Source organism: Alkalihalobacterium alkalinitrilicum (assembly GCF_002019605.1).
Taxonomy (GTDB): domain Bacteria; phylum Bacillota; class Bacilli; order Bacillales; family Bacillaceae_F; genus Alkalihalobacterium; species Alkalihalobacterium alkalinitrilicum.
Map to the genome: position 1 here is coordinate 4,213,034 of NZ_KV917368.1, position 22,751 is coordinate 4,235,784.

The window sequence follows — 22,751 nt, forward strand, 5'->3', positions numbered from 1 at the left end:
ATGATACACTCCTATCAATGAATAAAAGGGGGAACGAATATGACCTTACCCCGCCTAGAAATTTCAACAACTCGTAGTGAGGTCGGTCTACAAACCGAGCGGCCGCAAATACAACTTCGCCAACAGGCAGCTGACTTACAAATCCAGCAACAGTACATGGATAATTTGCAAATCAGTAAAAAGGCGTCGAAGTTGTATATTGACCAAACCGAAGCATTTGCAGATGCAAATCTTAAGAGCGTCTTTCGTTTTACAAAAGATTTTTCGCAAAAGGCACATCAAAAAGTACTGAGTTACATCCAAAAACAAGCGCAACAAGGCGACCAGCTGATGAAAATTGAAAACGGAAATGGCGCAATCGGCCATATCGTAGCGGAAAATAGTCAGCGCAAGCCAAAGGAAATCAATTATGGCACGATTCCTAAACCGTTTGCGGTTAAGATCAACTATGATCCAGGAGAAACAAGTATTCGTGTCAATCGAAATACAGTCGATATTCAAATCAACAGAAACGAGCCGCAACTTACAATCCCAAAATGGCAAACTCAGGCCTATTTAAAACAAAAGAACAGCATCTCGTTTCAAGCTGTAGGAACCCAAGTGAATCGAGGGCTATAAGAAGTCACCAGAAAACATTGGTGGCTTTTTACGGTATATATTCCTCACCTGCTATAACAGCATCGCTCTAAAGGTATGGGGGTGAAGATATATGGTAGAATATTGAATATAATCTAAGGAAATTTGGTGATCGTCGTGAAATTAGAAACAAAATTTAAAGGTCAAGTTGAAGTCGCTGACGAAAAAATTATTATGTTTGCTAATGGCTTACCCGCTTTTGAAGCAGAAACCGAATTTGTGCTTTTGCCCTTTGATGAAGGCACACCTTTTTACATATTACAATCGGTAAAAACCGTTGATGTCGCTTTTATCATGGTCAACCCATTTAACTTTTTTCAAAATTATCAAGTAAAACTTACAGACGGACTGATTGAAAAACTAGAAATTGAAAAAGAAGAGGACGTCGCGATCTTTTCCATCGTTACCGTGAAAGAGCCGTTTTCAGATACAACCGTGAACCTGCAAGGCCCGATCGTCATTAATGCGAAAAAACAAAAAGGAAAACAATTCGTCATGGCTGACTCGGAATATGGCACGAAGCACTTACTTCTTGAACAACAAGCGGCTCACGCTGGGGAGGGGAAGTAAATGCTCGTACTCACTCGAAAACCAAACGAGTCCATCAAAATCGGCGATAACATCGAAATCAAAATCCTTTCCGTTGAAGGCGACCAAATCAAAATCGGCATCGACGCCCCGCGCAACATCGAAATCCACCGCAAGGAAATCTACCTTGCAATTCAGGAAGAAAACAGCCATGCCGCAGCTAGTACTTCGATTGCAGGGTTGAAGGATTTTATAAAAGGGCTTTAATCGAATTCATCTATCGCGAAAGATCTTCCAACAAGAAGACAGGTATTTGTCTAATATAGACAGGATCTGTCTTTTATTATTAAATTTTTAACGCGAAGCTTTAACTAGATTTAACAGTGGCTTTATATTCATTTGCTACACTTTTAGAAAGAGATGGTGGAGGTGTTGCAAATGAAAGTTCGGAAGGCGATTATTCCAGCGGGAGGCTTAGGTACCCGTTTTTTACCCGCAACGAAGGCACAGCCAAAAGAAATGCTGCCAATCGTGGATAAGCCGACAATCCAATATATTGTCGAGGAAGCTGTTCAATCAGGGATTGAAGATATTTTAATCGTCAGCGGTCGCGGGAAACGAGCGATTGAAGATCATTTTGATAAATCCTATGAATTAGAAAACACACTGGCTACTAAAGAAAAGTGGACGCAACTGGAAGAAGTTCAGTCCATTTCAAGTATGGCAAATATCCACTACATTCGGCAAAAAGAGCCGTTAGGATTAGGTCATGCGATTTTGTGCTGCCGTTCGTTTGTCGGAAATGAACCATTTGCGGTATTACTAGGAGATGATATTGTTCTTTCAGACGTTCCATGTACGCAACAACTAATCCATGTCTTTGACCGCTATCACTCTTCAGTTGTTGGCGTTCAACAAGTTGATGATGAAGACGTTTCTAAATATGGAATTATTGACCCTAATGGTGCTGATATAGAAGCAGGCGTTAAACACATCCACGGACTAGTTGAAAAGCCTTCCATTGATGTCGCCCAATCCAATGATGCCATTATGGGCCGGTACGTATTGCGACCCGAAATTTTTGATTACTTGTCCGCACAAAAGCCAGGTACAGGAGGAGAAATTCAGCTCACTGATGCTATCAATGAAATGAACCGAAATCATGCCGTGCTTGCTTATCATTTTCAAGGCACTCGCTATGACATCGGAGATAAGTTTGGATTTATTAAAGCAACCGTAGATTTCGCGCTGAAACGCGAAGACCTAGCACAACAAGTGAAAGATTATTTACAAACATTGATGGTTGAACAAGATACTGGCATTTAATTCATGACTTGGAGGGCTAGAGATGAATATTTCTGTCGTTGGTACAGGGTACGTTGGCTTAGTTACAGGTGTTTGTCTAGCTGAAATTGGTCATCAAGTAACGTGCATCGATGTCAATCAGACGAAAATTTTGAAACTCCAACAAGGAAAGTCACCAATCTATGAACCTGGTTTAGAAGATTTATTGAAACGAAATCTTGAAAATGGTAACTTAACTTTTACCTCACATCACTCAGAAGGGTTTGCTAATGCTGATGTCATTTATATCGCAGTCGGAACTCCACAACAAGAAGATGGGACGGCTAATCTATCTTTCATTTTTCAAGTAGCAGCAGATATAGCACGTAATATTAAAAAATCCACAATTGTTGTTACCAAAAGTACAGTTCCAGTCGGAACGAATCGAAAGATAAAAGAATTCATTCAGAGCAAGACGACCGTTCCAGTTGATGTCATATCTAATCCAGAATTTTTGCGTGAAGGTTCCGCTCTTCAAGATACATTTGAAGGGAGTCGTATCGTCATTGGTGCTGATAGCGAAGAGGCTGCGCGTACGATCGTGGAAATTAATCGTGCCTTCAATATTCCAGCTTTTATCACCGATATCGAAAGTGCTGAAATGATCAAATACGCATCCAACGCCTTTCTCGCTACAAAAATAAGCTTCATTAATGAGATTGCGAGCCTCTGTGAAAAACTCGGTGCCAATGTAGAAGATGTTGCTAAAGGTATGGGCATGGATGCACGGATTGGCAGTCAATTTCTAAAGGCAGGAATCGGCTACGGCGGCTCATGCTTTCCAAAAGACACAAAAGCACTCGTGCAAATCGCTGGAAATGTCGAACACGAATTCCACCTCCTTCGCTCCGTGATCGAAGTGAATAACAAACAACAAATGCTGTTGGTTGAAAAGGCAAAAGAACGGTTTGGAAGTTTACGAGGGTTAAAGATAGCCTTATTAGGATTAGCCTTCAAACCGAATACCGATGATATGCGAGAAGCGGCCTCGATTGTGATTGCTGAAGAATTGCATAAAGAAGGAGCAGAAGTAATGGCATATGATCCGATTGCAATCGATAATGCCAAACAAGAACTACCGCAAGCTGTTTCATTTGCTCAATTCATTTCAGAAGCAATTACTCACGCCGATGCCGTATTTATACTAACAGAATGGCATCAAATAAAAACATTTCCGCTCAGCGAATATAAAAAATCGATGAAAAATGCGATCATATTTGATGGAAGAAACTGCTTCACACTTGAAGAAGCAGCACAAGCAAGCGTTGAATATCATTCGATCGGGAGAAAAGCGTCCCTTTCCCCGATGACTAAACATTAACAAAACTTTTACACAATATTGTAGCTCATCTGTTTCCTTTGGTTCTAATAGTATGTATAATAAGAACGGGTGATCGCCCCTTTGTCGCGTGATTAAAATAAAGGGTGGGAAACATATGAGTCAAGAAGTGATTACTTATTTACAAAGGTTAGAACAAAAAATCGATGAAAAGTATAATCAAGTGAACATTAAATTTAATTCAATGGATGAAAAGTTCGAACAAGTAGACAAGAGGTTCGATCAAGTTGAAAAGCGTTTAAATTCAAATGAAAAAATGCTTGCGCAGCTCATAGAACTCGTAACCGTGACAAATCAGCGTTTAAAACATTTTGAAACAGAAGCGCATAAGCGTTTTGACACGCTTGAATCTAAAGTGTCCCGTATGGAATCAGATACGAATTTACTCTTCAAAGAAAGTACTGAAACCAAGCGTGATATTGAAAAGGTATTATCATGATGGAGTGGGTAAGTTTGTTAGTATTTGGTTGGATAAGGAAAACTAAAAGCTATTAGGAATGGGAATTGTCACTTAGTTTACAGATATTTTCCTACAACTTTTCCAACATACCAACTTCTCGTCCGAGCATCTCTCCTACCCAACTAACCACTATCCCCTAACCAACTAAATAAAAAAATTGTAAAAAACTATTAAACATCTATCGAACGATGACGATATTAGTAGTGTAATAGCAAATGGAAGTCGTGTTCGGCCGGCACCTCCTCCATATTGCCTATAAAACTACTATCCAACCACAAGGACGTGGGCGGAGCAAAACTCAAGGAGGAATTTTATTATGATTATCAACAACAATATCCCAGCATTAAATACGTATCGTCAGATGGGTGCTAATCAAAATGCAGCATCAAACTCAATGGAGAAACTAGCTTCAGGTCTTCGTATTAACAAGGCTGGAGACGATGCGGCAGGTCTAGCAATCTCTGAAAAAATGCGTGCTCAGGTTCGTGGGTTAGATCAAGCAAACCGTAACGCTCAAGATGGTATTTCTATGATTCAAACAGCTGAAGGTGCATTACAAGAAACACACAACATTCTTCAACGTATGCGTGAGCTAGCAACGCAAGCAGCGAATGATACAAATGTAGAAGTTGACCGTAACGAAATTCAGAAGGAAATGAATCAGTTAACTTCTGAAATTAACCGTATTGGTAATACGACTGAGTTTAATACACAGAATGTATTAGACGGTGGTGCGAAAGCTAGTCCAACTACATTAGGTAGTAATCAAGCTGTAGGTGAAGCTGCTAAAGGTGCTCTACTTCAATCTACTGATCCAGCTAGTGTTAAAGCAGCGGATTTTGTTTTAGCTGCTTCTGCTTCTTCAATTATTGTTAACGGATCTGTCTTTTCTTTAGACGCGACTTCTGGTGCTCACAACCAGGCTGTGCTTACTGCTTATAATAATGGAACTGGTGATTTTGCCGGTCTGGATGACAGTGCAGAAGGCATGAAATTAGCATTAGAAAGTCTTAAAACAGGTGCGACAGGGATCCAATTAAAAGATGTTGCAGATGTTAATGTAACTGAAAATGGTGTAGTATCTATCACAGCAAAAGCTGTTGGAGATGATTCTTTAATTGCTCTAGGTGATGATGCTGGAGTAGCAGGTAATGCTGCGCATGCAGATTTATATGCTCAATTAGGAATAGGGACTCCAGCAGCAGGTGCAACGTGGGAGGGAACAAATGGTACCACGGCAAAAATTGAAGGTAAGGATATTAGTGACCTTTTTGGCAGTGGAGCTAATGAAATTAACGCAGATACATTAGTAGGTAAGAAATTTGATATCACAGTAAACGGTGAACTTTATAATGTTACATTAGACCATGAGGCAGTTCAGGCTGGAAGCTCTGGTAATCCTACAAGTGCAGCACACCTTCAAGCAGTTATTGCTGATGCCCTTACACGTGCAAAAGATCAGGCTGGAGAAACTGTTGATCTTGTTGGTGATAATATGGTTCAAGTTACAGAGGCGAATGATGCAATTAGTTTCAATATTCATGCGGATGCTATTCCAGAAGATGGTTCGGTTCCTTCATTAAAGGTATCAGGTGACTATGCATCGACAATTCTCGGTGGAATTACTAATGGGCAAAACGCTGTTGGTGGTACATTTAACGCTACTTTCCAAATTGGTGCAAACCAAGGGCAAAGTATGACAATTGAAATAGCTGATATGCGTGCGCAAGCATTAGGTGTATCTGGTACAATTTCTGCTGGTTCTCAGGGTGATGTTGAAGGAGCGAAATTTACAGCAACTACAAGTGTTACAAATGGTACAAACAATGATAACGTAGAATATTCACTTGATGTTTCTTCTCATGAAGCTGCTACAGCAGCAATTAAAGTTATTAACAATGCTATTGAAAAAGTGTCAGCAGAACGTTCTAATTTAGGGGCAACTCAAAATCGTTTAGAGCACACAATCTCTAACTTAGGAACATCTGCTGAGAACTTACAAGCAGCAGAATCACGTATCCGTGACGTAGATATGGCTCGTGAAGTAATGGATATGACTAAGAACAACATCTTAGCTCAAGCTTCTCAAGCAATGCTTGCACAAGCTAACCAAGCTCCACAAGCTGTATTACAATTACTTGGATAATAGAAAAGTTAGTTAGTTGGTTAGCTAAACCACAAAACCAGCAATTTAGGAGGCTCTAGTTATGCTAGGGTCTCTTTTATATTTTAGAAAGATGTATGTCTCAACAAGTCTATAACCTTTTTTTATAAATAATGATGATGACATGGATTATAAAACTGATAGGAAAATAATAAGGCTAGTGGGGTTCTATTCCCCACTCAACTTGTATCAATGGTGCAGGAGAGGTTGCAGCAGGTTTAGCGCTTTTCGGGAAAATGCGTGGACAAATTCGTGGTTCAGTTCAAGCTTCTAGAAACGCTCAAGATGGAGTTTCATTTATTCAAACCCTGGGTAGAAGGGATGGAGGATATGACCTTTAAATGGAATTGACTGGGTACCCTTTATTTCTTCAATTTTCACCGAATACCTAGCCTTTATTTCAACTTGTGGAATAGGGCTTTTTCTATTTGATAAAGGGAGTAATGTGAACCATTATTATATAATGGAATAAAAAGTAAGGATGATGAAAATGACTTCGATGGATTCGCTTTGGATATTCCTATTGGCACAAGTCGCGAAGAAGTCATTTCAATTTTTGGCCAGCCTGAAGATGTTAATTCCTACTTTCCTGTGACGTTCTATTATGATGAGGAAAATAGAATGCAAGGGGTGCATTTCGCATACGCAATGCCTCATGGGTATGATATTACAAAAGAAGGTATCCAACGTGATGATTCCTTTGAAAAGGTTTATGAAACCTATCAACACTATGATAAGACGTTTCATTTTAATGATGTTCATGATTTTCCAAAGTTTATGTTTGTATATATTGGTGATGAAATTTTTACTTTTGAATTTTCGGAATGGGCGTATGATGGCACGATTTATTTAGTCGGATTCAAACGTGGAAATGAAGCCTTTATTGAACGCTCCCCAATTATTTCTCATCAAAACGTCGAGGAGAGACCGTATTAGTGCAAATTTCGGGGACTTCTCAATTGAGCTCTAGAGTCACACTTGAAGTTTTGTACTAGTACCATAGTCTTGTGTTTGATACGATAAAGATAGAGTGAGATTACTAGGTAGGAGGCTAGAAAATTGAGTGACGAAAATCAAGACTACAAAGTATTCCTAGAAGAGCAATTACAGTGCACGAAGGAACGGGTGCGGATTTTAGATGAGATTGACTTAAAGCTTCATCAGATGAAAAAAATGGCTGAGTATGCCGTGGAAAACACCCTCACTCCTGGTGAAGTGGACGGATTAAATAGGCAAATCAATGATTTGAAATACGAAGTGGATATGTTAGAAAAACAGTTACATACAGTTGATCATTAACAATCAAAAGGTGGTGTAGGAATGGATATTGCCTTATTATCAATGGCACTCAACCAAGGGCAAGTGCAACAACAAGCATCGATGTCAATAATGAAAAAAGCAATGGGAAACGCTGAGCAACAAGGAGAAGCTTTACAAAAACTAATGACAACAGCTGACCCTAAAGCCATTCAACACGCAGCTCAACCTCATTTAGGTGGGAACCTCGATATTAAGCTGTAGTTGTTTAGTTCGTCTAATAATAAGTGAAATACATAATACATCATTAAAATTGAAGTAGAGTCACCAGAATGCAGCTGGTAGCTCTTCTTTTTTTATCCTCGATTTCTTTTAATAAATCTTTGAGCTCTGTCATTTCCATCTGCAAAAATAGGTAATAATTGATATGTAAATACAACCATATACTAACCGTAAATGGAATGACGTTTATAATATTGTAACGGTTAACTTTTTCATCCTTATTCCTGATTTATTCATAAAAAAATAATATTTGCCTACTAATGTCCATTTAATAAGCTTTTTTGTTACTCGTTAACGCATCAAATAAATGAAAAAAGAACCCATTTCTGATAAGTTAAAAGTGCGAACCAATAACCATCAGAAAGGATTCTTATAATGGCTATTTTACCGCAATTAACACTTGATTTCAATCGTAAAATTAAATTATCTAATGACGGAGGAGAACTCTCGTCTGATACTGGTGAGTTCCTCTTTAGGGAATTTGATGAAAAGATTGGTTTCTCTAAAACATTGGCTGAACATTTAAACCTGAAAGACAATAGACGTTACTATATTCATTCGAATGAAAACTTAATTCGTCAAAAGATTTATCAAATCATTGCTGGTTATACCGACGATGATGCAGCTGATCAATTGACGAAAGACCCTGTATTTACTCAAATTATTGGTACAGATGCGTTAGCTTCTCAGCCGAGCTTATCTCGTTTCTTTAGACGGTTTGATAGCCAATCTATTGAAGAATTGAATCGAGCCAACCAAGAGCTTATTGACAAAGTGCATCAATTTAGAGAGTCAAAGGTACTTATTATTGATTTAGATTCTACGCATTCCGATACCTACGGAGACCAAGAAGCTGCGGCTTTCAATACTCATTATGGTACCGTTGGTTTTCATCCATTAGTTGCCTTTGACGGAGTAACAGGTGATTTCCTTAAAGCAAAGCTACGACCTGGAAACGTGTATACTTCAAATGGTGTCGTCGATTTTATTCAACCACTCATTGATCATTACAACGAAAAGTTCCCAGAGACAACACCTTTTCTTCGTGGTGATAGTGGGTTTGCGGTCCCAGCTTTGTATGAATTGTGCGAAAAAGAAAGCGTCTATTACGTGATTCGGCTGAAATCAAATGCGAATTTACAACGAATTGCGGATGAACTCCATCCTTCGTCTGTCATTTCCGATGTTTCAAAGGCGGAAATTTATTACGAAGAAACCATCTATCAAGCAAAATCTTGGTCGAAGCCTAGAAAAGTAATTGTCAAGTCAGTACGTCCAGCTGGTGAATTACTGTTTACTCATTCCTTCTTTGTGACAAATTTAGTTGATTCCTTTTCTCCTAAAGCGATCGTTCTTAGTTATCAAAAAAGAGGAACGATGGAGAACTATATCAAGGAAGCCAAGAATGGGTTCGGCTTTGATAAAATGAATAGCCACTCTTACCAAGTAAATGAAGTAAAAATGATGTTAAGTTTGTTGGCTTATAACTTAACGAACTGGTTGCGTACGCTATGTTTTCCAGAAGAACAAAAGACCATGCAAATCGATACCATACGTACACGAATTATTAAAGTTGCCAGTAAATTAGTAAAGTCAGGACGTTCCCTTTACTTTAAACTAGCCTCAAGTTTCGTGTATCAGGAATTCTTTTGGAAAGTACTTCAGCGAGTTCAAAAATTGAAATTCAATTAAAAATGATCAAATAACCAATTTTTAGAAACTACACACCAGACCAAGGGAGTAGTCTGCCTAAAAACAGATATTTTCAAGCAAAACTTTTAAAATCACAACTGAAGTAGCCAAGTTACTATGATTTCACTTTATAATGAAGTAATTTATTGGTTTTTTGAGTTCAATCGTGATTTAACTTCGAAGTATGAATAATTCAGGTTATTAGTTAGTGCATATAAAATAATAATCTATTAGGGCTAATTTTAATTTTCTCTTCAAAACTATGAGTAGGTGGCCGATATAATCAATAATTGAAAAATATTGTCGAAAACCTTAAAGGGAAGATGTTTCTATAGATAAGTTCGATTTAGATGGAAGGGGCAAAAAAATGAGAATTGCAGGTTTGGCAACGGGAATGGACATTAATCAAATTGTCAGTGATTTGATGAAAGCACATAGAATGCCCATAGATAAAATGATGCAGGATCGCCAACTCATTGAATGGCGTCAGGAGGGGTATCGAGAAATCAACCGGAAGTTTAATACTTTTAGAGATAACATCTTTGATACCGTCATGCGTTCAGCGAATATGTTAGCAAAAAGTGTATCGAGTAGTAATTCTAGCCTAGCAACCGCAACAGCCACTTCGACTGTGGGGAATATGTCGCTACGTCTGAGTAACGTCACGTCTTTAGCTAAAGCCGCCTCCTATAATAGTAGTGATAAAATTTCAGCGGATAATCAAAAAATTAATACTTCTGCAACGCTTGGATCTCAGAATTTTACAAAGGATGACTTTTGGGAGAAGGGGATTGTTCATCGTGAAAGTATAAGGCAATCATCCACTGGCAATACAGTTACATTAGCAAATCAAGATATTGTAAACCCAGATGACATTGTTGTTAAAGTGAACGGTAAAGTTTATGATATTGTTACGGATATCAATGATCTTGAGGATGGAAAAGTACTATTAAATGCAGAAAATGGTACGTTACAATTTAATCATACGATCCAACAGGGTACAACGGTTTCTACTACTTACATGACGGAAAAGGCGACAGAGGAATTTAATCCTTCGACGGCTCAGAATACGTTTCAGTTAAAAAAGGGCGGACTTGATTTAGAAAGTTTGAAGATCACTGCTGGAGGAACTGAGTTTACTTCTGCTGACATTGTTACAGATCGCTCTCAGCTAGAAGCAGGCAAAGTTTTTGTCAATGTAGATACGGGTCAACTTGAGTTTTTTGAAGCAAAGACCAATGTTTCCGTCGATTATACACAACGTTATACTACTGCTGGAATATCCGCTCATAATGAGAATGGACCAGTCAGTGATAAGTTTGTTTTTACCGCCAATCAATCATTAAATACTGTCTTTACTGAAATGAATCGTTCGAATGTTGGAGTACAAGGGTTTTATGATAATCACTCAGATCAAGTAAGTATTTCGCGTTCAAATACAGGTTTGTTTAATGTAGATGGAAATGGCAATCCTATAGGACCTGAGATTGAGTTCACTGGATTTTTTAATACTGTTCTAAAATTTGATAATAATCAAGGCAGTGGCGGTGCCCAAAATGCTGTATTTCAAATGAATGGGTTGCAAACACAGAGGCAATCGAACACTTTTACGGTTTCTGGAATGACGGTAACCTTAAACGATACCTTTACGAATGAAGTGACGTTAAGGGCATCCACAGATACGGATAAAGTATTCGATACGATTAAGGGATTTGTAAATGAGTATAATGAGCTATTGGATTTCGTGAATGGCAAATTAACAGAAGATCACCATCGTGATTTCAGACCACTGACCGAAGAGCAAAAAGCTGCGATGTCTGAAAAGGAAATTGAGCAATGGGAAGAGAGAGCTCAAAGTGGTTTATTGAGAAATGATCCTATCCTACGCGGACCAATGGATCGAATGAGAACTGATCTATATAATCCCGTCAATGGTGGATTTAATACGGATTTTAAACAGTTAGCTTCGATTGGAATTACTACGAGTAACAACTATATGGACCGCGGAAAGTTAGTCGTTAATGAGGATAAATTACGACAAGCTATAGAACAAGATCCAGAAGGGGTTTTTCAACTTTTTACAGCTGATGGTGCTATTCCAGCTGAACAAGGGATCGCTCGTCGTGTTCGTACCACATTGGATCAAGCGATAAACTCAGTTGCTGAGCGTGCGGGTGGTATGCGAGGAAAAACACAAAATAATCAATTTACCTTAGGGCGTAATATGAATCAAATCAATGACCAAATTTCTAGCTTTGAAAGACGACTGCAACAAGTGGAAGAGCGTTATTGGCGTCAATTCAACGCAATGGATGCGGCGGTTCAACGAGCAAACCAACAAGCCGAGACGTTATTTGCGCAGTTATATCCACAAGGTTAATAGGAATATATACTTTATAAAGTAATGGAAATGATTTTGAGCAGCCTCATGGGGGTGCTCTTTTTTATCGACCGTTAGAACTACTTGTGTAAGTATCTTTTTAACAACTACGATAAACTCCCAAATATCGTCAATTTTTTCTGCCTTTTTTCCTTAACATTTAGCGAATGATGCCGATATAAAGCATGTATCATTTCAATTGTACTTTTTAGTACGAAATGAAATGGATTTGAACCTGCGAAATTCATAGGTAGAAAACTTTATGTACAATAATTTTAAAACCATTTACGAGTGTTACATTGAACTTTGCAATGGGGAAGGTGGATATAAAAATGGCTATCAATTATCAAAATGCTTATAAACAAAATACGACAAATACCGCATCACCAGGGGAGCTAACGCTCATGCTCTATAATGGTTGTCTCAAGTTTATCAACCGTGCGAAAAAAGCAATGGAAGAAAATAATATTGAACAACGTAATGAGAACATCGCTCGTGCTGAAGCAATTATTCGCGAGTTAATGGTGACATTAAAAACCGAACACGAAACAGGAAAAAACATGTTAAGAATGTATGATTTTATTCTTAGTCGTTTAATTGATGCCAATATCAAAAATGATGTGGATGCTTTAAAGCAAGCGGAAGACTTCGTCACACAGTTCCGTGATACGTGGAAGCAAGTGCTTCAATTAGACCGTCAACAGCGACATGGTGCGACTGTTGGAGGAAAAGCATAGTGGTTTCTATCCGTGAATTGTATGACGTAACGAAACAACTTCATGAGTGTACGTTGAATCCTTTTCATAAAAATGATGAAGAAAAAAGTGACGCTTATATTTCTTCAGTTGAAGAATTACTAGAACAGCGACAAGCTTGCATCGATCAATTGCAGCAAGTCAAACTACAAGTGAAAAAGGAAGAAAAGGAACTTGTGGCTGAGATGATGAATATGAACGCAGTGATCGTTAAAAAACTAGAGGCGAACAAATTACTTTTAGGAAAAGAAATCGGTGCTTTGAAGGTGAAGAAAGCACAAGAGAAAAAGTATAATAATCCATACGATGGGCCAACTGCTGAAGGTGTTTTCTTTGATAAACGAGGATTGTAAAAAAACTTTTTAAAGTAAGTAAAATACTAGAGTGTATACTAATTTTCTAAAAGTACGATAGATGACCTTTGTTGCAGAAAAATGATTATCATGCTCAAGACATAATAACGAGATAGGTGAACCAAATGGAAAAGTATATAGATGTGATGAAGAAATCACTGGAGCTCTCGGAAACTATATTGGAAGGATTAGAGCACATACAAAAATTGTTAAGTGAAGGAAATTATGAACAATCGATCCTCCTAATGGAAGATGTACTTGTAGCCTATACAACGATAGGAAGATCAATAGAGCCAGTGAAACATGAGTTTGACAATGAAACTATTGGACACTTGCAAAATGGATTGAAGAAAACGATAGAACTCGTTGTAAATGCTTATGAGTCAAAGAGCTGTGTGAAAGTACATGAAATTATTCAATTTTCACTTTTACCTCAATTTAAGAAGTTCAAGCATGAGCTAGAACAGAACTTTCATTCCTACATTGTTTCTTAAATAGTTACATGTAAGTACTTACACGATAGTTTTATAGGAAATTAACGAGTTTAGAGTAGCCTTCAATAGGTTGCTCTTTTTTTAAGGGAGTCTATTCATAGTGTAATTAAGCTTATCGGTGATATGCTCGCATTTATTAAAAGAGGAGCCAATTTTCCGAAAATTATTCAAAAGTGTGGAATAAAAGGGAGTCCGAACCGATATAAGAAGAAACACTATAATTTTTGGCAGGGGGAAAATAAAATGGAAATCTCTAAAAACTTAATAAATGTTCAAAAACCAGCCAGTTTCAATACTACAGATCAAGGAAGTAAAGACAAAACTATTAACGAAAATAGTCAAGGTAAAACGGCATCTGAAAAAATAAAAGAAGGTGTTGAGAAAACAAAAGACCATCATTTTACAAAAGAAGAAATTGACGAACAAATCGAGAATATGAATAAGTTTTTAGAGTTAAACTCTACTTCTCTTAAATTTCAAGTCCATGAAAAGCTTGATCGTATCTCTGTGCAAATAGTTAACAAAGATACAGACGAAGTGATCCGCGAAGTGCCCCCTCAAGAATTACTAGATATGGTGGCTACAATGTTAGAACATGTCGGGCTCATTATTGATCAAAAAATATAGAGTAGATAGGCTGACAGTACTAACTTGACTTAGTACTGTCGTTCCTTTTTGTGTTGCTGTTCACGTTTAGGCTCACTATTTAGTCTACTTAAATTCAATCATGAATAAATGTTTCTACTCACTCGATGAAGGTACCTTGCTATTAATCACGGACTAAGAATCGCAAATCCACATGCCTATTAAGTAGGAAAGGTACCTATAATCATTTTCCTTCTATCACCCTTATGGCTTTAAGTTCAAAATAAGACATGGAACATCACGTACCAGTCTGCAACGTGCTTTCCGTCTTTTTTAATTTTTCATACTCATTTAACAGTTGGTCTAGCTCTTGACTGCATTGGATTGTCTGAGGTGAGGAAAATCCAAAAGTCATTGAAAGTTTTAACATTTCCTGTCTTTTAGATTCTATTTCTTTGGTTAACATGTTTAACTCCTCCATTTGACCGCATCTCCATTGTTAGGAATTCTCTACTAAGTATATTTAACCATATTTTAACTATATTAGGTGTGAAGTTCATCATACTGTAACTTATTAGTGTATTAAATTGTTGTAAACGTCGTAAATTCTCCATAATCGAAAGCCATTTTACTATAACGAAAACGCTAAAATAATAGTAATAACAACGGAAACGTAGAGGAGGTTGAAAGTTGAAAGAAACGAAATGGTTCAACATAGATGCAACTCAAGTCGTTAGGCAGCTGGAGACGGATACTAAAAAGGGCTTTCAGTTCAGGAATCGTCTGCCCGTCAAGAACAGTATGGGAAAAATGAGCTTCCAATTGGGAAGGTTGAACCGAAATGGAAGAAGTTTTTTAAACATTTTCATGATGTGCTCATTTATGTTTTACTTGCCGCAGTACTGATTACGTTTGTATTAGGTCATTACATTGATACGGCGGTTATTTTACTTGTTGCGGTTATTAATGCTGTGATTGGCTATGTACAAGAAAATAAAGCCGAGAAAGCACTCAATGGAATACGAAATATGTTGTCCTTGAAAGCAAAAGTCATTCGCGGGGGGCATCGTACGGAAATTCCTTCAAAAGATCTCGTTCCTGGTGATATGGTCTTGTTAAGTGCAGGAGATAAAGTGCCAGCGGATATCCGCGTGATCCGAGCAGATAATTTAAAAGTGGAAGAATCACCGTTGACAGGCGAATCAGTATCGGTTGAGAAAAAATCAGGTGTATGCCTGAAGATACCGTTCTCGGTGACCGTATAAATATGGTGTTTTCTGGGACGTCGATTGCATCGGGTTCGGGCTTGGGTGTTGTCGTTGCGATCGGTGAAGAAACGGAAATCGGAAAGATTAACACATCGATGGCTCAAGTGGAAGAAATTCAAACACCACTTTTAAAACAAACCGCAAAGTTCGGTAAAATGATTTCTGTCGTGATTCTGTTCGGCGCGGCGGCGATGTTTGTATTTGGTTATGTGTTTCATGATTATGAGGCAGCCGAGCTTTTACTTGCGGTGATTGGTTTAGCTGTTGCGGCAATTCCAGAAGGCTTGCCCGCAATCTTATCGATTATTTTAGCGTTAGGTGTGCAAACGATGGCGAATAACAATGCCATTGTACGAAATTTACCGTCCGTCGAAACGTTAGGGGCTGTATCGGTGATTTGTTCGGATAAAACAGGGACACTGACGAAAAATGAAATGACGGTCACTTCTTTAATTTTACGTGATCATGAATTTGATATTACAGGAACAGGTTATGCTCCTGAAGGACAGATCATCCTTGATGGTGTTGAAGCCGATGTGAAGGCTGATACGGCATTGAACCATTTCTTAACATGTGTGAAAACCGTCAATGAAGCGAGTTTGTATAAGGATGAAGAAGGTCAATGGGTCATGAACGGGGAACCGACGGAAAGCTGTTTAGTAACACTAGTCGAAAAAGCGAATGAACCGATTGAGCGTCTCGAACTGTTGGCGAAAATTCCGTTTGATTCTGCCTATAAGTATATGGCGGGATTAGTTGAATTCAATGGGGAGCGACTGATTTATGTCAAAGGAGCCCCCGATCGACTTTTTGAAATGGCGGGGTTAGAAATAGGTTCGGAGGAAAGAGCGTACTGGGAAAAGAAGATGTCACAACATGCTTCTATGGGAAAAAGAATGATTGGAGCGGCGATGAAAAAAGTCGGTTCTGATGTGACGACGATTGACCATGAGGATGTGCAGTCAGGTCTAACGTTGCTTGGATTAGCTGGCATTATTGATCCACCGCGGGAAGAAGCAATTGTCTCGGTGAAGGAATGTAAACGAGCAGGAATCGTTGTGAAGATGATTACAGGTGACCATAAAGACACGGCCATTGCGATAGGAAAAGAATTAGGCATTGGAGATGGAACACGAGCGATCGAAGGACGGGAACTTGACGCGATGACACCAGAAGAACTAATGCAAGCTGCAATTGAATATGACGTTTTTGCTCGGACGAGTCCAGAAAATAAGCTGCAACTCGTACAAGCCTTGCAAGAACACGGACATATTTGTGCGATGACAGGGGACGGGGGAAATGATGCGCCTGCGTTAAAACGGGCTGATATTGGGGTCGCAATGGGAATTAAAGGAACTGAAGTGTCTAAAGATGCGTCGCAAATGGTGCTTGTTGATGATAATTTTAACACGATTGTTAGTGCCGTCCGTGAAGGGCGCCGTGTTTATGATAATTTGAAAAAGACGATTTTGTTTATTTTACCGACGAATGGTGCCGAGGCGTTTCTTATTTTCGCGAGTATTTTGTTTGGAACGATGATGCCGCTAACGCCTGTGCAAATTCTTTGGGTTAACATGATTACCGCTGTGACAATTTCGCTGGCGATCGCGTTTGAGAAACTTGAAAAAGGAACGATGGATCGGCCACCTCGTGAACCTGAGACTAAGTTGTTGAGCGGATATTATATTTTCCGAATCGTGTTTGTCTCTCTTTTGATCGGTGGCGGAATTTTAGCAATGAATGCCGATTTAATCCAAAACGGATATGATCAGGCTGTAGTAAATACGGTGACGCTTCAAGTGTTAGTTCTTGCTCAGTTGTTCCATTTGTTTAACTGTCGAAGTGAACGCAATTTCGCATTAACGAAAGACTTTTTTACGAATAAAACCGCGTTTCTCGTCTCAGGGCTGCTCATCTTGATTCAGCTTGGCGTTACGTACCTACCGGTTATGAATACGATTTTAGGAACGGTACCGATCAGTGCAGAATATTGGATCATTCCGATTGCGATCGGACTTGTTGTTTTTATCATTGTGGAAATCGAGAAATGGGTAACGCGAAAAGTGATCGGTTATCGCTCGAAGCGTTGATTAGGGAACAAACAGGAGTCGCTCTTATGGTGAAGTATTAGTAGAAAAAGTAAGTGGCTAGCATCTGTATTCGCTTGTTCGCCATTACGCTTGCGAATAACATGTGAAGTGGACCCTCGTTTCTTTATTTTGTTAACATGCATGAAATTAGAGGAACGAACGAACTGTATATCACTTATTTGCTTTCGGAAGCGACTTTTTCGAATGAAATTCATGAAATAAAGGAACCTGTGTCCGCCAAGCGCGGCAAATAGATGTTTTTTCTGGCAAAAAGGGCTTCTCTGTCCTCAAAACTGAAGCAAGCCCAATAGCATCTAATAGAAAAATGGCTGAGAGCAATAACTCTCAGCCATTTTCAATCCATATAGTATACTGGTAATTCTGCGTAAAGCGCATCCTTTTACTGATCTTCTGTTTCGTCTGCTTCTTCTTCAAGGTCTTCAAAATTAAATTCTTCAAAGTCAAAGTCTTCCATATCTTCCATGTCTTCTAGAAAGTCGAAGTTGAATTCTTCAGCCGTGTCGAATACTTCTTGTGGAATGACGATTTCACCAACGTTGTTAAAGTTCGTCAAAACGCCTGTCATACGTTGCGTTGATTTCATCGTTTCATCTTCAATCGTCATTGACATACTGATTTCCATGTCCATTTTCGTTTGGTAGAACGTGTCTTTATCAATGTAGATCACGTAGTTAAAAGATTCGATTTCCATCATCGATAGTAGTTCATCCATCATGACGCCCGCTTCGTCCATAAAGCCCATCGCTTCTTGCGCCATTGCTTTAAAATTATCGTCTGACCCTTGAACTGTTAAGATATAGTGTGCATCATCGGCAGTTAATTGCGTGTCTTCTGCAAATTGTTGGAACATTTTCAGTTGCTCTTCGGCATTCATTTGCATTTGTGATGCATCGAGAATTTCTTGTGAGAATTCTTCAGGGAATTTGATCCATCCCCCTTGCATTTGATCGTTTACAAACATTCCGTCTTCTGTAAAATAGCTTTCGGTTTCAAGTGATTCCATTTCGGCCATTTCTTCTTCAAGTCCATTGATCGTCATTTTTTGATAAAGGCGTAGTGGCTCCATCGTGATGTCTGCAATCATCGTCATATTCATTTCAAAAGCTTCCTCGCCAGGAACTTCAAGTATTTGATCATTGTTCATTTCCATTGTATAGCTTTCCAAATCATTCATCGCTTCAATCGATTTTTGGATCACTTCATCAACGGATAAATCTACCGTTCCTACGTTATCGTTATCTGCATTATCCACGTTGTCATTGTTAGATGGTTCTCCACCACATGCAGCTAGAACTAAAACAAGTGCTAAGCTAGCCATTAGTGCTTTTATAGCTCTCATAAGTACCCCCTTAATAATAAACGATTTCAGCTTTTAACTTTAGCATAAACTTACTATTTTTAACAGTGGGAAATCTCAGGGTGCAAAAGACCTTATGGCAGGAAAACCCTTATCTGAATAGAAAAATGGGAAAAATAGATAAATTTTTAAAAAATTGCGGTGTAGTAGAAAATGGGGTTCTGTGCGATGACTGATCCTAGAAGAAGTTCTTTTGTCTAGTACACCGCTTTGAGGCTATTTACCTAGATCGGAACAACATAAAAGGTACCGAGTCTCGGGAGACGAGTGGTAAATAGTATTTCACAGCTCTTTCTAGAGGAAAGGGTGGCTGTGTTAGATATTTGAAGTCGACCTAAGCCCGAAAAAGAGAACAAATTGTCAGGATTTGGTGTATCTTTATATTACCAAATAAGGAATTGAATAAACCATTAAGTAATTTTGAAGATATTGTAAATGAAGTGTGACTTTTATTACAGATATATGATTAAATGCGCTGATCAAAGAAGGTCTTTTGGTTGATTGTTTCGACATTTGTCATTGTTTTATATGAAAATATGAGGAGGAAGAAGGTAATTGATGCGAAAAGCGATGAAGCGGATCTTATACAGTTATAGTTTTTTTTAAAATGGCAAATGGCCATTGCACTTCATTTTATTTTCTCATATACAACAAAAATTGAACCTCCTGAAAGGGGGAATCCATATAAACTTAACGGTTGAATGAAACGAATTAGAAAATGGTTCAAAAGAAAAAGTGTATAAATAATCGAATTTCAGAAAGAATAAATATCGAAAATCCACAGTTCACTATATTTAACATTTTAATAACATAATTTAGTTAAAGATCTCGATTTAGGGCGGAAATTCATAGGCAAAATTTTCGTCAATATTTGTCGCAAACTTTGGTGCGAAACGGGTTTGACGCCTATATAGAAGTTCTGATATAGTGAAACTGTGGAATATTTTCACAATGATTTAAATTACGAAGGGAATGTGAAAACATGCAAGGAAAAGTAAAATGGTTTAATGCAGAAAAAGGTTTTGGATTTATCGAACGTGAAGATGGTGACGATGTATTCGTACACTTCTCAGCTATCAATACTGATGGATTTAAATCTCTTGACGAAGGTCAATCTGTAGAATTCGAAATCGTTGAAGGTGCTCGCGGACCTCAAGCTGCAAACGTAACAAAGCTGTAATTCACATCCCAGGTTGGAAATGAATTCTTAGCTTTATGCATCATATACAACGAAATGTACAAACCTGTTCCTTTTATTGAGGGACAGGTTTTTTAATGAAGATTAATGATTTTAGTAACTATATAAAACATAGGGAAGATCAGATTTTTTGACACGATTCTGACATAAATATTATTGTGTTTATGCAGGAGTAAAGAAGGGGTATATAGAATATATTAGTACATAGGAAAGGAGGAGTTTCACTATGAACTTTAACATTCGTGGCGAAAACCTAGAAATAACTCCAGCTTTAAGAAGTTATGTAGAAAAGAAGGTAAGCAAAGTTGAAAAATATTTTGATTCAACCCCTCTATCTGAGGTACATGTAAGATTGCAGGTAATGAATAATGAAAACATTATTGAGGTTACAATCCCAATGCCGCAATTATTACTTCGTGCTGAGGAGAAACATGAAGATATGTATGCGGGGATTGACCTTGTTGTTGAAAAGCTAGAACGTCAAATCCGTAAGCATAAAACAAAAGTTAATCGCAAATTCCGCCAAGATGGCACGCTGAAATATATGTTTAAAAACGATATTGAGCCGTTAACTGAAGAGGGTATTGAAAGTGAAGACATTGATATCGTACGTACAAAGCGCTTCACGTTTAAACCAATGGATGCAGAAGAAGCAGTATTGCAAATGGACATGCTTGGCCACAGCTTCTTTGTATTCAATAATGCGGTAAACGGTGAGACAAACGTCGTGTACCGTCGTAAAGACGGTCGCTACGGCCTAATTGAGCCAGAGTGATTTTTTAAGAAAGAGTACAGCCTAATTCGACGGGTGGTTACCCCCAAATGTTAGAGTTTTTATTATGCAGCTGATTGGTTGGAGTGAGTTCGGTATTCAACTGGACTCATCCCAGCCAATTTTTCTTTTGATCGTTCATGGTTATACCAGTAGATATATTCTTCAATTCGTCTTTTTAATTCTTCATAGCTTACCAATTCTTCCCCATAATACATTTCTTGCTTTAAAATCCCAAAGAAGTTCTCCATCGAAGCGTTGTCTGCGCAGGTTGCTTTACGTGACATGCTTTGAAAAATTTTGTTTTCTTTTAACACCTTTACCCATTTGTTGTGCTGATAATGCCAGCCTTGATCGGAATGGATGGTGGTTCGATAGGTTGCATGACTTTTTATTACTTCTATAGTTTCTTTTAAAGGTTCCATGACAAGATCTAACGTTGGACGTTTCTTGATTCCATACGCAGTAATTTCTCCATTATAAAGGTCAAGAATTGGATTTAAATATAACTTATCATCGCCAAGACACTTGAATTCTGTAATGTCGGTTACTAACTTTTGAAGAGGAATAGGTGTACTAAAACGGCGTGATAATCGATTCTTCGCTACGTTTCCAACGTTCCCCTTATAGGAATTGTATTTACGCGATTTCCGCATAAATTTCACACATTTTAATCCCAATTCTCGCATGATGCGATACACTTTTTTATGGTTGATGGAATGACCTAATTTCTTTAATTCATTAGTGATTCGTTTATAACCATAACGTTCATTAAACTTTTTAAATAGATCTGTAATGATTTCTTTTAAGTTTGCGTCCGAATCTTCTTTGCCAGAATTTTTCACTTGGTAATGGTAAGTTGCTTCTGGGATGCCCACGACAAGGAGAACATCTTTTAATCGGAACCCTTCTTCTTTGAGTTCGAATGCGACCTTTGCTTGTGCTTTTCGTGGAAGGCACTCGGATTTTCCCGAAAAGCTCTCAACTTTTTTAAGTATGCTACTTCTAGCCTTAGTAATTCATTCTCTCGTTCTAATTCTTCTTCACGCGTCAGTTTTTTATTTTCGTTTTTCTTTTTGTTTGGTTTTTTAGACATAGAAGGTCGCCCCTTTGACTTTAGGTTCAGGCCTTCTATTCCTTGTTCATTAAATGTTTTCATCCAGCGGTGAATTAATGAAGGATTGTTCAATCTAAATTGATCAGCAGTTTCCTGATAAGAAGCACCTGTCTCTAGCATAAATTGTATCGTATCTAATTTAAATTGAATAGAATAAGCTTCCTTCACCTTTTTTCGCTTTAATCCCTCAATTCCTTGGGTCTTAAAGGCTCTTACCCAATCTTGTAATGGTGTTTGAGAGGGCATATTGTATTTTTTCGCCAATAATTTATATCCAAGATCTCCATGTAAATACTCAGTAACAAGCTTTATTTTAAATTCCTCACTATATTTAGCCATAAAAACACCCCCAAAAGTTAGTTTTCTACTCTAACTTTTGGGGGTCGGTACCACGCTGTACTCTTTTTTGCGTCAACCGATAGGAGAAAGTTAGACAAAACGATTGGGAAAAGGTCATTTAAGGTGTCGATTTCCCGAGAAATTATTCCCCTTCATCTTTGATTTTGTCGGAAAAGAAATAAAGGGTTTCTTTTTGAAGAAATCGAAGTAATAAAAACCATGCCAAAAGTGTGTTGCCTTGTAACGAAAGGCCCAAACTGCTAAAATTGAACTTAAGTGTGTAGAGTTGGTCGATAGGGTACTACAATCCTTCGCCATTC

The 22,751-nt window shown here is 38.2% G+C and carries 24 protein-coding genes; 20 read left to right on the forward strand and 4 right to left on the reverse strand.

Features of this window, described 5'->3' with window-relative positions; all coding sequences use genetic code 11:
• Positions 1–39 precede the first annotated feature (39 nt).
• The 16 genes from BK574_RS20405 to BK574_RS20480 all read left to right on the forward strand — a co-directional run bounded on the left by BK574_RS20405 (position 40) and on the right by BK574_RS20480 (position 14,311).
• Entirely contained in the window at positions 40–618 is a 579-nt protein-coding gene (locus BK574_RS20405; RefSeq protein WP_078429884.1) for a DUF6470 family protein, read from the forward strand.
• 135 nt (positions 619–753) lie between these two features.
• Positions 754–1,206 (forward strand): flagellar assembly protein FliW, encoded by a 453-nt coding sequence (gene fliW / locus BK574_RS20410; protein WP_078430930.1) that lies wholly within the window; start codon positions 754–756, stop codon positions 1,204–1,206.
• Positions 1,207–1,431, forward strand: coding sequence for a carbon storage regulator CsrA (gene csrA / locus BK574_RS20415; RefSeq protein WP_078429885.1), 225 nt, complete (start codon positions 1,207–1,209; stop codon positions 1,429–1,431). It begins immediately after the preceding gene.
• A 171-nt stretch (positions 1,432–1,602) separates the two neighbouring features.
• Positions 1,603–2,490, forward strand: coding sequence for a UTP--glucose-1-phosphate uridylyltransferase GalU (galU, locus tag BK574_RS20420; protein ID WP_078429886.1), 888 nt, complete (start codon positions 1,603–1,605; stop codon positions 2,488–2,490).
• A gap of 22 nt (positions 2,491–2,512) precedes the next feature.
• A complete protein-coding gene (locus BK574_RS20425; protein ID WP_078429887.1) occupies positions 2,513–3,829 on the forward strand; it encodes a UDP-glucose dehydrogenase family protein in 1,317 nt (438 codons plus the stop codon).
• 115 nt (positions 3,830–3,944) lie between these two features.
• Entirely contained in the window at positions 3,945–4,286 is a 342-nt protein-coding gene (locus tag BK574_RS20430; protein WP_078429888.1) for a hypothetical protein, read from the forward strand.
• Between the two features lie 337 nt (positions 4,287–4,623).
• A complete protein-coding gene (locus BK574_RS28925) occupies positions 4,624–6,453 on the forward strand; it encodes a flagellin N-terminal helical domain-containing protein (RefSeq protein ID WP_078429889.1) in 1,830 nt (609 codons plus the stop codon).
• A gap of 528 nt (positions 6,454–6,981) precedes the next feature.
• Positions 6,982–7,407 carry a hypothetical protein gene (locus BK574_RS20440; RefSeq protein WP_078429890.1) on the forward strand — a complete coding sequence of 142 codons (426 nt, stop codon included), beginning with the start codon at positions 6,982–6,984 and terminating at the stop codon, positions 7,405–7,407.
• Positions 7,408–7,530: 123 nt separating this feature from the next.
• A complete protein-coding gene (locus tag BK574_RS20445) occupies positions 7,531–7,770 on the forward strand; it encodes a hypothetical protein (protein ID WP_078429891.1) in 240 nt (79 codons plus the stop codon).
• 21 nt (positions 7,771–7,791) lie between these two features.
• Positions 7,792–7,992, forward strand: coding sequence for a YjfB family protein (locus tag BK574_RS20450; protein WP_078429892.1), 201 nt, complete (start codon positions 7,792–7,794; stop codon positions 7,990–7,992).
• A 393-nt stretch (positions 7,993–8,385) separates the two neighbouring features.
• The gene (locus tag BK574_RS20455; RefSeq protein WP_078429893.1) at positions 8,386–9,702 is read left to right on the forward strand and encodes an IS1380 family transposase; all 1,317 of its coding nucleotides are present in this window, start codon (positions 8,386–8,388) and stop codon (positions 9,700–9,702) included.
• Between the two features lie 367 nt (positions 9,703–10,069).
• Positions 10,070–12,082, forward strand: a complete 2,013-nt coding sequence (fliD, locus tag BK574_RS20460; protein WP_078429894.1) for a flagellar filament capping protein FliD — start codon at positions 10,070–10,072, stop codon at positions 12,080–12,082.
• Between the two features lie 332 nt (positions 12,083–12,414).
• Positions 12,415–12,819, forward strand: coding sequence for a flagellar export chaperone FliS (gene fliS, locus BK574_RS20465; RefSeq protein WP_075386939.1), 405 nt, complete (start codon positions 12,415–12,417; stop codon positions 12,817–12,819).
• Entirely contained in the window at positions 12,819–13,190 is a 372-nt protein-coding gene (gene fliT, locus BK574_RS20470) for a flagellar protein FliT (protein ID WP_078429895.1), read from the forward strand. Before fliS ends, fliT begins: the two co-directional genes overlap by 1 nt.
• 125 nt (positions 13,191–13,315) lie before the next feature.
• Complete coding sequence (locus tag BK574_RS20475; RefSeq protein ID WP_078429896.1) at positions 13,316–13,684, forward strand: DUF8042 domain-containing protein; 369 nt, start codon at positions 13,316–13,318, stop codon at positions 13,682–13,684.
• Positions 13,685–13,927: 243 nt separating this feature from the next.
• Entirely contained in the window at positions 13,928–14,311 is a 384-nt protein-coding gene (locus BK574_RS20480) for a flagellar protein FlaG (RefSeq protein WP_158211709.1), read from the forward strand.
• A gap of 256 nt (positions 14,312–14,567) precedes the next feature.
• On the opposite strand, the gene BK574_RS20485 is transcribed toward BK574_RS20480, so the two are convergent.
• Complete coding sequence (locus tag BK574_RS20485) at positions 14,568–14,750, reverse strand: Spo0E family sporulation regulatory protein-aspartic acid phosphatase (RefSeq protein ID WP_238458061.1); 183 nt, start codon at positions 14,748–14,750, stop codon at positions 14,568–14,570.
• A 391-nt stretch (positions 14,751–15,141) separates the two neighbouring features.
• Here BK574_RS20485 and BK574_RS29085 point away from each other — a divergent pair, with 391 nt between their 5' ends.
• Positions 15,142–15,534, forward strand: a complete 393-nt coding sequence (locus tag BK574_RS29085; RefSeq protein WP_338020608.1) for an HAD-IC family P-type ATPase — start codon at positions 15,142–15,144, stop codon at positions 15,532–15,534.
• The gene (locus BK574_RS20490; RefSeq protein WP_338020609.1) at positions 15,501–17,627 is read left to right on the forward strand and encodes an HAD-IC family P-type ATPase; all 2,127 of its coding nucleotides are present in this window, start codon (positions 15,501–15,503) and stop codon (positions 17,625–17,627) included. Before BK574_RS29085 ends, BK574_RS20490 begins: the two co-directional genes overlap by 34 nt.
• A gap of 400 nt (positions 17,628–18,027) precedes the next feature.
• Here the strand turns inward: BK574_RS20490 and BK574_RS20495 are convergent, their stop codons facing one another.
• Positions 18,028–18,987, reverse strand: coding sequence for a DUF6612 family protein (locus BK574_RS20495; protein WP_078429899.1), 960 nt, complete (start codon positions 18,985–18,987; stop codon positions 18,028–18,030).
• Between the two features lie 1,000 nt (positions 18,988–19,987).
• Here BK574_RS20495 and BK574_RS20500 point away from each other — a divergent pair.
• Both BK574_RS20500 and hpf read left to right on the forward strand, forming a co-directional pair.
• Positions 19,988–20,185: a cold shock domain-containing protein gene (locus BK574_RS20500; RefSeq protein ID WP_075386945.1), complete on the forward strand. Its 198-nt coding sequence runs from the start codon at positions 19,988–19,990 to the stop codon at positions 20,183–20,185.
• A 244-nt stretch (positions 20,186–20,429) separates the two neighbouring features.
• Complete coding sequence (gene hpf / locus BK574_RS20505; RefSeq protein ID WP_078429900.1) at positions 20,430–20,978, forward strand: ribosome hibernation-promoting factor, HPF/YfiA family; 549 nt, start codon at positions 20,430–20,432, stop codon at positions 20,976–20,978.
• A gap of 62 nt (positions 20,979–21,040) precedes the next feature.
• Here hpf and BK574_RS20510 read toward each other — a convergent pair whose 3' ends face one another.
• Together BK574_RS20510 and BK574_RS20515 are read right to left on the reverse strand one after the other, a co-directional pair.
• The gene (locus BK574_RS20510) at positions 21,041–21,973 is read right to left on the reverse strand and encodes an IS3 family transposase (protein WP_238458136.1); all 933 of its coding nucleotides are present in this window, start codon (positions 21,971–21,973) and stop codon (positions 21,041–21,043) included.
• Positions 21,871–22,431 carry a helix-turn-helix domain-containing protein gene (locus BK574_RS20515; protein WP_078428007.1) on the reverse strand — a complete coding sequence of 187 codons (561 nt, stop codon included), beginning with the start codon at positions 22,429–22,431 and terminating at the stop codon, positions 21,871–21,873. Before BK574_RS20515 ends, BK574_RS20510 begins: the two co-directional genes overlap by 103 nt.
• Positions 22,432–22,751 lie beyond the last annotated feature (320 nt).